Source organism: Ensifer sp. ZNC0028 (assembly GCF_000799055.1).
In the GTDB taxonomy this organism is placed as follows: Bacteria; Pseudomonadota; Alphaproteobacteria; order Rhizobiales; family Rhizobiaceae; genus Ensifer.
In genome coordinates, this window is the sequence record NZ_JTLA01000126.1 from 71,220 (window position 1) to 81,966 (window position 10,747).

The window sequence follows — 10,747 nt, forward strand, 5'->3', positions numbered from 1 at the left end:
GGAGCGAAAATCGGTCCGGCGGTGTTTCGATAAAGAAGATGCTAACGTATCGTTTTCCTCCCGCATATCGAATTGATTTCCGCTCATAATTGAGGTTTTCTCAATTTAGGAGATCGATGGGGAGGACGAATTGTGATGAGGTTGCCGCCGCTCAACGCACTACGCGCCTTCGAGGCCAGCGCCCGCAACAAGAGCCTGACCAAGGCCGCAAATGAGCTGCACGTCACGCCGGGTGCGGTCAGCAAGCAGTTCCGGCAACTGGAAGAGCATTTCGGCTTTGCGCTTGCGGTCAAATCGCGCGACAGCTTCGTCTTGACACCTGAGGGCCAGGAGCTGTTCTCCAAGCTCACCCAATCCTTCGAGACCCTCAACGATGCGGTGCTCGGCCTCCAGCGGAACCCGATCGCCGGGCGGCTTGCCGTCAGGTGCATGCCGGCCTTTGCAACGCGATGGCTGGTGCCACGGCTTGGCAAGTTCTACGACCGCCACGAGGGCGTCGAACTTCAGATCCTCTCGATGCCGGAATGGGGCGAACCGTTCCCCGACGGCCAGGCCGATCTCGCCATCATGTTCGGTGACCCGGCAGTCGCAAAGGGCGAAGCGACACCCCTCAAGCAGATGGAGTTCTTTCCCGTTTGCAGCCCGATCCTGATCAACCGCGATGGCGACATCAAGCGCACCCGGGACCTGACCCGGCACGTGCTTCTCGATGGCGTCGGCTCCACCCATTGGAACGACTGGTTCAAGCATCACGGACAGGAAATTCCCGCGACGGTTCGCCGGCTGAGTTTCGAAGACTTCAACCAGAACCTGGCCGCCGCGCGTTGCGGCATCGGGATTGCGATGGGCGACAACATCACTGCAGCCGAGGAGCTTGCCCAGGGGGCGCTCGTTCGGCCGCTCAAGGGTTTCATCAAATCGGCGACGAAAGGCTACTACATCGTCACGCAGAAGAACCGGGACAGCTCCCCACTCGCCAAGGTGTTTATCGAGTGGGTGGTCAGCGAGGCCCAGGCGACCGTCGAATTCACCTGAAAGCTGACGGTAGCATCGGCGTCAGTCGCCGTCCGGCTCTGCCTGATCGATCCGCATCTGGCGCAGCATGTTGCGCCCGGCGATCAGCATCTCGAACAGGAAGGCCAACAGCGACCCGATCAGTGAGACGATCGCGCCGCCGAAGAACCAGAAGAGGTTGTCCTCGCGAAACCCGAAGGCAAGCGCGCCGGCGAGCAGATTGAGAATGGCGCAGCCGGTGCAGATCGCCGCAAAAGTCCCGAGCGCCACGGCGACTTCCAGCGCCAGCGTCCGGCGGCGCAGATAGTCCAGCTGCAGCCGCCGCGCATCGCTCTGCTCCTCCTTCTCACCGATCTCGTTGACCCGATCGGACACCCTGCCGAGACGGGTCGCATAGACACTGACGAAGCCCGCAGTGCCGGCGAGGAGGAAGACGGGCGCCAGCGAGGTTTGCACGATCGAAGCGAGATCAATGACGGTCGACGGTGTCTCCATGCGTGCCTTCATTTTGCGTCGCTCGCTTCCGGCGAGACCGGGAGCAGCACTCTAGTCAGTTTTGCAGGCGTCAAAAACCGATAAATTCGACCGCCATCGGAAGCGGCCGGTTTCGGTTTCGCGGAACGCGCATTCTTGCGGGCAGCAGGAGGCGTCGAGCCCGCTTCCTCGCCACGTGCCGCAGCGACGTCATCGAATGCCGAAGAACCAAGGGATGTTGCACCCTGCGTAACGGGCGCAATTCCGTGGCCCTTGTCGCCTCAGAGCGGGTATGCCGGCGGCTCCGCCCTGATCGTCACCCACTGCCACTGGGTGAACTCTTCCCAGTTGGCCGGGCCGCCGATGCTGGTGCCGTTGCCGGAAGCGCCAACGCCGCCGAACGGATTGACGACCTCGTCATTGACCGTGGCATCGTTGATATGGAGCAGACCGACATTCAGCCTTTCGCCGAGCGCCAGTGCCCGGCCGACATTGCGCGAGACGATTGCTGCCGACAGGCCGTAATCGGTGTCGTTGGCAAGCGCGACCGCCTCCTCGTCCGTATCGAAGGTCGTGACCACCGCCACGGGCGCGAAAATCTCCTCGGCGAAGGCGGGGTTGCCGGGCGAAACGCCGGCCAGCACCATCGGCTGGAGGAACAGCCCGTCGCTGCTGCCGCCCGCTTCGAGCTTGGCACCGCCTGCGACCGCCGCCTTGACGATGCCAAGCGCGTGGTCAGCCTGGGCGCGGTTGATGAGCGGGCCAAGCGCCACCTGGCCCGAGGCCGGATCACCGACCGGCAGCCTGCCGGCATGGTCTGCGAGCATGGCGGTGAACTTTTCGGCGATGCCCGACTGCACCAGCACGCGACCCGCCGACATGCAGATCTGCCCCTGATGCAGATAGACGCTCCAGACGGCGTTCCTGACCGCAAGGTCGAGGTCGGCATCGTCGAGCACGATGAAGGAATTCTTGCCGCCGAGTTCAAGCGACACCTTCTTCAGATTGCGCCCCGCCGCCTCGCCGACCCGGCGCCCGGCCGCCGTCGAGCCGGTAAACTGGATCATGCCAATGTTTCGGTCTTCCGTCAGCGCAGCCCCGGCCGCGCCGTCGCCCGGCAGCACCGCAAGCACGCCCTCAGGAAGCCCCGCTTCCTCGAAGAGCCGGGCGATAACGTGACCGCCGCAAAGGGCCGTGCGTGGATCAGGCTTGAGAACGACGGCATTGCCGACGGCAATCGCAGGCGCAACGGCGCGCATGGCGAGATAGAGGGGGAAATTGAACGGCGAGATGACGCCCACGACGCCAATCGGTCGGCGCTTGGCAAAGCTCAGCCGGCCCGGCTGCGACGGCAACACGGCACCGGCCGCCTGCGAGGGCATCGCAGCCGCCTCGTAGAGCGCCTTGATGGTGAGCGCGACCTCGAATTCGGCCTTTGCCGGAACGGAGCCGGATTCGCGCACGATCCAGCCGGCGATCTCGGCACGGTGTTCCTCGGCGACCTGCGCCACCTTGCGCAAGATCTCCGCCCGCCGTTCATAGGCCGTCGCCGCCCAGGCAGGCTGTGCCAGCCGAGCGCGCGCTGCTGCCTCTGCGACCGCGGCCGGGCTGGCCATGCCGACCCTTCCCAATGTCGCACCCGTCGCCGGCTCGACGGCGTCCACCACATTCGCGGCCGCCCTCCAACCGCCGTCGAACAGGACACCGCCGATATGTCTTTCCTGCAGAAGCGTCTTGCCGATATCGCTGCTCATGTTTTCCTCCCGCGTCATTGCAACCAGGGTCACAAGATCGAACAGGCGCGGGAAAGCGTCCAACACCATTTGGGTTGGAGAGCATACCTTGCGGATATAGTAGCGATACCAACACGGGAGGTATGACGCGGATGGAAGCGCGTCATACCCTTGTCGAGGGAATAGCGAAGGGAGCCGGCCTGACGATCACTCGTCCGACAACAGCGTCCGAACCAGAGGATGCCTGGCGTCGGCAAGGCCGTCGATGACGTTGAAGTGGTGCCTGTCCGGTTCGGCGACAGCAGCCGTCCTTGCGTCCAACCCGGTCCAGATATTGGCTAGAAGCGCATTCTGGCGCAAGAACTCCGCACGCTCGCCGCCGCCGACCCAGCAGGTGATGCGGGCATCTTTCATGGGCCGCAGCAGCGCCGGGCTCTGCGAAAGTGCCTCGGCCTCGTCGATCGCGAGCTTCTCGTTCATGGTCGTCGACATGATCGGGCGCAGGTCATGGACGCCCGAAATCGACACGACGTTGCGGATCCGGGTCTGGACATCCCGCGAAAGCGGCGCTGTCGTCGTGATCATCCGGCTGACCAGATGGCCGCCGGCCGAGTGGCCGGTCAGCATCAAGGGACCCTCGACGCGTTTCGCTGCCTCGCTGATGGCGGCGGCGACCTCCTCGACGATCCCGGCAATGCGGATCTCCGGGCAGAGCGTGTAGGACGGCATCGCGACGGCATAGCCGTGCTCCACGGCCCCGGCCGCTAGGTGCGACCAGAAGCTCTTGTCGAGCTGCAGCCAGTACCCGCCGTGGACGAAGACCACCAGGCCCTTCGGCGAACCATCGGGCAAAAACAGGTCCATGCGGTTCCTCGGCCGATCGCCATAGGCAAGGTCGAGTTTGGCGCGTCCAGCGCTCAAGAGGGCGTTGCGGAACGCCTCGGCCGGCTTGACCCAAGCCTCCGGCCAGCGATCGCCGCGCGCGATGTTCGAGCCGTTCGCGTAGGCGTCGTCCCAGTCGGAAATGCGGTGTTCCAGCATCGATTTCATCCTCCCCTTGATGTCTCCTTACAGATAGCAATCGCCTGCCCCACCGGGAAAGGCAATGCTGGAATTCGAAAAAACTTTAGGCTTGAAATAATTTTGGACTGGTGCGATGCTGCCTCATGTTCAGCCGAGAAGTGGAGGTCTCGCTGTGCCTATCGCCATAACTGGGATCGCGTCAGCGACCGCCCGTGTCACCTTGAACCGTGACGCGACGCTCGTCGCGTGCCTGCAGACCAGGGCTTTGAACCACCGCAAGACTTTCAGCCGGCTTTGAACAATGCCTGGGCAACAGGCACGAACGAAAATAGGGAACAGCCGCCACATGCTTGGACCGACTTCGCACGTCGATACGTTCACCCGCGACCATCTTCCGCCACCGGAAGAATGGCCGGAGTTCCTTCTCGAAGGTTTTGACTATCCGGATCACCTCAACGCCGCCGTCGAACTGACGGACGCCATGGTCGCGAAGGGTTTCGGCGATCATACCGCGCTGATCGGCAACGGGCGCCGCCGGACCTACAAGGAACTGTCCGACTGGACCAACCGGCTCGCCCATGCGCTGGTCGAAAATTACGGGGTCAAACCCGGCCATCGCGTGCTCATCCGCTCCGCCAACAATCCGGCCATGGTCGCCTGCTGGCTGGCGGCAACCAAGGCCGGCGCCGTCGTCGTCAACACAATGCCGATGCTGAGAGCCGGGGAACTTGCCAAGATCGTCGACAAGGCCGAGATTAGCCTGGCGCTCTGCGACACGCGGCTGATGGAAGAAATGATCGCCTGCGCCAAGGACAGCCGCTTCCTGAAGCAGGTCGTGAGCTTCGACGGCACGGCGAACCACGACGCCGAACTCGACCGCATCGCGCTCGACAAATCCGTCGTGTTCGAGGCCGTGCATACCGGCCGCGACGACGTGGCGCTGCTCGGCTTCACCTCGGGCACGACCGGGATCCCCAAGGCGACCATGCATTTCCACCGCGATCTGCTGGCGATCGCCGACGGCTACGCCCGTGAAGTGCTCGCCGTCACGCCCGACGACATCTTCGTCGGCTCGCCGCCGCTCGCTTTCACATTCGGCCTCGGCGGCCTTGCGATCTTCCCCTTGCGCTTTGGAGCCGCAGCGACACTGCTCGAACATGCGACGCCCGCCAACATGGTGGAGATCATCGAGAAATACAGGGCGACGATCTCGTTTACCGCCCCCACCGCCTATCGGGCGATGATGAAGGCGATGGACAACGGCGCCGATCTTTCATCACTGCGCGTCGCGATTTCCGCGGGCGAGACCTTGCCCGGTCCGGTCTTTGCGGAGTGGACGGCCAAGACCGGCAAGCCGATCCTCGACGGCATCGGCGCGACCGAGATGCTGCACATCTTCATTTCCAACCGCTTCGAGGATCGCAAGGCCGCCTCGACCGGCAAGCCCGTCGGCGGCTACCAGGCGCGGATCGTCAATGACGACATGCAGGAAGTGCCCCGCGGCACGATCGGCAGGCTTGCTGTGCGCGGCCCGACCGGCTGCCGCTACATGTCGGATGCCCGCCAGCGCGACTATGTCCGCGACGGCTGGAACCTCACCGGCGACGCCTTCTACCAGGACGAGGATGGCTTCTTCCATTTTGCCGCCCGCTCCGACGACATGATCATCACCGCCGGCTACAACATCGCTGGGCCAGAGGTCGAGGCGGCCCTGATTTCCCACCCGGAAGTCGCCGAATGCGCCGTCGTCGGTGCGCCGGATGCGGAGCGCGGCCAGATTGTCGAAGCCTATGTCGTTCTGATATCTGGCGTGTCGGCGGACGACGCAACGATCAAGCGGCTGCAGGATCATGTAAAGGCGACGATCGCACCCTACAAATATCCGCGATCGGTAAAGTTCCTGGACAACCTGCCAAAGACAGCCACGGGCAAGATCCAGCGGTTCCGATTGCGGTCGGGAGAACTGAAAATATGAGCAAGTCATACGACCCTTCGAAAGAAGGCGCCCAAATGTCGTTCAAGGGACGCATGTCCTACAGCGACTACCTGATGCTGGAAAAGGTGCTGGACGCACAGGAGCCACTTTCCAAAGCCCATGACGAGATGCTGTTCATCATCCAGCATCAGACGTCCGAGCTCTGGATGAAGCTCGCGCTGCACGAGATCAATGCGGCGGTCCGCTCGATCCGCGACGACCGGCTGGAACCCGCCTTCAAGATGCTGACGCGCGTCGCCCGCATCTTCGAGCAGTTGAACAGCGCCTGGGACGTGCTGCGCACGATGACCCCGAGCGAATACACCACGTTCCGGGAATCGCTCGGCCAATCCTCCGGTTTCCAGTCCTGGCAGTACCGGGCGATCGAGTTCCTTGCCGGCAACCGCAATGTCGCGATGCTCGGCCCCCATGCGCACCGCCCCGACATCATGGAAAAGCTGGAAGCGATCCTTTCAGCGCCATCGCTCTACGACGAGGCGATCCGGCTGCTTTCGCGCAACGGCTTCGACGTCGGCGCGGAAGCCGACAAGACCGATTGGCGCGAAACGCGAGCGGAAAGCGACAAGGTCTTTGCCGCCTGGCAGACCGTCTACCGCGATCCGGAACGCTACTGGATGCTCTACGAGCTTGCCGAGAAGCTGGTCGATTTCGAGGACTATTTCCGCCGCTGGCGCTTCAACCACGTCACGACGGTCGAGCGTATCATCGGCATGAAACGCGGAACCGGGGGCACATCCGGCGCGTCCTATCTGAAAAAGATGCTCGAAGTGGAACTTTTCCCCGAGCTCTGGCACGTGCGCACGGGTCTCTGATAGAACACAACCCAAAAGGGAACCAACAAAGAGGAGAACAGCATGAACCGCATTCTGGCCGCGGGCCTTCTTGGCCTTTCGCTTGCGACATCGAGCCTTGCCCATGCCGAGCCGGTGAAGATCGGCGTCATCACCACGCTTTCGGGCGGCGGCGCCGGTCTTGGCATCGACATGCGCGACGCCTTCACCCTGGCGATCAAGCAGTCGGGCAACAAGGACGTCGAACTGGTGATCGAGGACGATGCCCAGAAGCCGGAACTTGCGGTGCAGATCGCCGAGAAGATGATCCAGGGCGACAAGGTCGATCTGATGACGGGCATCATCTGGTCGAACCTCGCAATGGCCGTCGTGCCGAACACGGTCGCGCAGGACGTGATCTATCTCTCGCCGAACGCCGGCCCTTCGGCGCTTGCCGGTGCGAACTGCAATCCGAACTACTTCAACGTCGCCTACCAGAACGACAACTTCCACGAGGCGATGGGGCAATACGCCAACAAGGACTACAAGAACGCCTTCATCCTGGCGCCCAACTATCCGGCCGGCAAGGACGCGCTGACCGGGTTCAAGCGCTACTACAAGGGTGCACTTGCCGGCGAGATCTACACGCAGGTCGGCCAGACTGACTATGCCGCCGAGATCGCCCAGATCCGCGCCTCGGGCGCCGACAGCGTCTACTTCTTCCTGCCCGGCGGCATGGGCATCGCCTTCATGAAGCAATACGCCCAGTCGGGCGTGAACATCCCGGTCATGGGCCCCGGCTTCTCCTTCAGCCAGGATGTTCTGCCGGCGATCGGCGATGCTGCCCTTGGCGTCAAGAACTCCGCGACCTGGTCGAAGGACCTCGACAACGAGGCCAACAAGAAGTTCGTCGAAGCCTTCAAGGCCGAATACAAGCGCCTGCCCTCGATCTACGCGGCGCAGAGCTGGGACACGGCAAACCTGATCCTCGCCGCGCTGTCGAAGGCAAGCGTCAAGGACAAGGACGCCTTCCGCGCAGCACTTAAGGCAGCCGACTTCCAGTCGGTGCGCGGCAAGTTCGTCTTCAACAACAACAACCACCCGATCCAGAACATCTACGTTCGCGAGGTGGTGAAGGAAGCCGACGGCGTACTCACCAACAAGATCATCGCCACCGCCTTCGAAGACCACAAGGACGCCTACGCCGACAAGTGCAGCATGTAACGCTTGTCGCCCGTCACCCGGATGCCCGGCTTCGATGCCGGCATCCGGTCGATGATCCGTGTCGTCTCGAATGAAGCTTGGACCGGTCTCTTGTTCACCGCACTCCTGATCGAACAACTGCTCAACGGGCTTCAGCTCGGTGTGATGCTGTTTCTGATGGCCGCCGGCCTGACGCTGATCTTTGGCGTCATGGGTCTGATCAACCTGGCGCACGGCTCGCTCTACATGATCGGCGCCTTTGCCTGCGCGACGGTCGCAGCCGCTACAGGCTCCTTCTGGATCGGGCTGATCGCGAGCCTTGCGGCCGCCGCCGGCGTCGGCGCGATCATCGAGGTCGCCGTCATCCGCAGGCTCTATGACCGCGATCATCTCGATCAGGTGCTCGCCACCTTCGCGCTGATCCTGGTCCTGTCGGAAGGGGCCCGCTGGCTCTTCGGCTCGTTCCCGCTCTATCTCGACATCCCGCCCGTGCTCCAGGGCGCGGTGCCGCTGCCGGGCGGCGGCCAGTACCAGCTCTACCGCCTGGCGATCATCGGCGTCGGTATCGCCGTCGCCATTGGCCTCTATCTGCTGATCTCCCGTACCCGGCTCGGCATGCGCATCCGGGCGGGCGAGTCCGATCGCGAGATGATCGGGGCTCTCGGCGTCGACATCGGCACGCTCTATACGGTCGTCTTCGCACTCGGTGCGGCGCTTGCCGGGCTTGCCGGCGCACTGGTGGGCGCGTTGCAATCGGTGCAGGTCGGCATGGGCGAACCGGTGCTCATCCTCGCCTTCGTCGTCATCGTCATTGGCGGCATCGGCTCGATCAAAGGAGCGCTGGTCGGTGCCATCATCGTTGGCGTCGTCGACACGATGGGCCGTTTCCTGCTTCCCTCCCTGCTGGCACTCACCATGCCCGCCTCACAGGCGACCACGATCGGGGCAGCGCTCGCCTCGATGCTGATCTATGTCGTCATGGCTCTCATCCTCGCCTTCAGGCCAAGCGGCCTGTTTGCGGCGCAGTCGTGAGGCCAAAATGACCCGCGAAACCACAATCAACCTGCTGCTCGCCCTCCTGCTTCTCGGCGCGCCGATCCTGGCCGCAAGCCTGGGCGAACCCTTCTATGTGACGCTCGCAACCCGCATCGCGGTGCTGGCTCTTGCCGCCGTCGGCCTCAATATGGCGCTGGGGCTCGGCGGGCTGCTTTCGTTCGGGCATGCGGCCTTTTTCGGCCTCGGCGGCTACGTCGCCGGTATCCTTGCGACCCACGCCTTCAATGCCGAGCCGCTTTTCGCTGGCATTCCGGCGACGACGTCGATGCCGATTATCTGGGTTACGGCGATCGCGGTCGCCGGCCTCATCGCGTTGCCGATCGGCGCGATCAGCCTGCGCACGTCGGGCGTCTATTTCATTATGATCACGCTCGCTTTTGCGCAGATGATCTATTACTTCGCGATCTCCTGGCCGGCCTATGGCGGCGAGGACGGCCTGTCGCTGTCGATGCGCAACGCATTTCCCGGCGTCAACACCGCCAAGCCCCTGCCCTACTTCCTGATCTGCTACGCGGCCCTGATGGCGGCGCTGCTTCTGTTTCGCGTCGTCGAGGGTTCACGCTTCGGCAGCGCCCTGCAGGCGGCAAGGCAGAACGGGATCCGCCTTGCGGCAGTGGGCATTGCGCCCTTCAACATCCGCCTCGTCGCCTTTGCCGTCTCGGCGATGATCACCGGGCTTGCCGGCGCGCTTTATGCCGATCTCAACCGCTTCGTCGGCCCCTCGATGTTGTCCTGGCACATGTCGGGCGAGCTGATCGTGCTGATCATCCTCGGCGGCAAGGGGCGGTTGTTCGGCCCCGTCGCCGGCGCGATGATCTTCGTCTTCTTCGAATATGTGCTTGGCGGCATCACCGAGCGCTGGCAATTCTTCCTCGGCCTCATCCTGCTCGGCATCGTGCTCTTTGCCCGTGGCGGTCTGCTGGGACTTCTCTCCGGAAAGCCGCGCCATGTCTGAGCCCGTTCTCGAAATCCGCGAACTCCGCAAATCCTTTGGCGCGCTCAAGGCAACCGACGGCGTCAGCCTCGAGCTTCGCCCCGGCCAGATCCACGCGCTGATCGGCCCGAACGGCGCCGGCAAGAGCACGCTGATCCACCAGATCGCCGGCTCGCTCAAGGCCGACAGCGGCACCATCCGCTTTCTCGGCCAGGATATCGGCGGCCTCGACATGGCCGCCCGCGCACGGCTCGGCCTTGCGCGCAGCTTCCAGATCTCGTCGCTCGCGCAGGAGTTCTCGGCGCTTCGCAACGTCATGCTGGCAGTGCAGGCGCGGCAGGGCAGCAGCTTCCACTTCTTCCGCCAGGTGACCCGCGACAAGGACCTGATCGAACCGGCGATGGCGATGCTGGAGCGCGTCGATCTGGCCGCGCGTGCCCATGTGCCGGCAGCCGAACTCTCGCACGGCGAGCGCAGGCAGCTCGAAATCGCCATCGCGCTGGCGTTGTCGCCAAAGGCCTTTCTCTTCGACGAGCCGATGGCC

10 protein-coding genes are annotated in these 10,747 nt (G+C 63.5%); 7 read left to right on the forward strand and 3 right to left on the reverse strand.

Annotated features, from left to right (window positions below; genetic code table 11):
• Positions 1-135 precede the first annotated feature (135 nt).
• On the forward strand, positions 136-1,035 hold the full coding sequence (locus tag L981_RS27615; RefSeq protein WP_043624009.1) for a LysR substrate-binding domain-containing protein: 900 nt from the start codon (positions 136-138) through the stop codon (positions 1,033-1,035).
• A 21-nt stretch (positions 1,036-1,056) separates the two neighbouring features.
• Here L981_RS27615 and L981_RS27620 read toward each other — a convergent pair whose 3' ends face one another.
• From L981_RS27620 to L981_RS27630, 3 genes are all read right to left on the reverse strand, one after another.
• Entirely contained in the window at positions 1,057-1,509 is a 453-nt protein-coding gene (locus L981_RS27620) for a DUF2721 domain-containing protein (protein WP_043624080.1), read from the reverse strand.
• 260 nt (positions 1,510-1,769) lie between these two features.
• Positions 1,770-3,242, reverse strand: coding sequence for a benzaldehyde dehydrogenase (locus tag L981_RS27625; RefSeq protein WP_052202059.1), 1,473 nt, complete (start codon positions 3,240-3,242; stop codon positions 1,770-1,772).
• Positions 3,243-3,428: 186 nt separating this feature from the next.
• Positions 3,429-4,262, reverse strand: coding sequence for an alpha/beta hydrolase (locus L981_RS27630; RefSeq protein WP_043624086.1), 834 nt, complete (start codon positions 4,260-4,262; stop codon positions 3,429-3,431).
• 328 nt (positions 4,263-4,590) lie between these two features.
• On the opposite strand from L981_RS27630, the gene L981_RS27635 reads away from it, so the two are divergent.
• From L981_RS27635 to L981_RS27660, 6 genes are all read left to right on the forward strand, one after another.
• On the forward strand, positions 4,591-6,219 hold the full coding sequence (locus tag L981_RS27635) for a benzoate-CoA ligase family protein (protein ID WP_043624012.1): 1,629 nt from the start codon (positions 4,591-4,593) through the stop codon (positions 6,217-6,219).
• Complete coding sequence (gene kynA / locus L981_RS27640; protein ID WP_043624015.1) at positions 6,216-7,052, forward strand: tryptophan 2,3-dioxygenase; 837 nt, start codon at positions 6,216-6,218, stop codon at positions 7,050-7,052. Before L981_RS27635 ends, kynA begins: the two co-directional genes overlap by 4 nt.
• Positions 7,053-7,094: 42 nt before the next feature.
• Complete coding sequence (locus L981_RS27645; RefSeq protein WP_043624018.1) at positions 7,095-8,234, forward strand: ABC transporter substrate-binding protein; 1,140 nt, start codon at positions 7,095-7,097, stop codon at positions 8,232-8,234.
• A 90-nt stretch (positions 8,235-8,324) separates the two neighbouring features.
• Positions 8,325-9,245 (forward strand): branched-chain amino acid ABC transporter permease, encoded by a 921-nt coding sequence (locus L981_RS27650; RefSeq protein ID WP_043624088.1) that lies wholly within the window; start codon positions 8,325-8,327, stop codon positions 9,243-9,245.
• A gap of 7 nt (positions 9,246-9,252) precedes the next feature.
• Entirely contained in the window at positions 9,253-10,224 is a 972-nt protein-coding gene (locus L981_RS27655) for a branched-chain amino acid ABC transporter permease (RefSeq protein ID WP_043624020.1), read from the forward strand.
• Positions 10,217-10,747 (forward strand): ABC transporter ATP-binding protein (locus tag L981_RS27660; protein ID WP_043624022.1); only part of this gene is annotated, 531 nt, incomplete at its 3' end. The genes L981_RS27655 and L981_RS27660, both read left to right, overlap by 8 nt.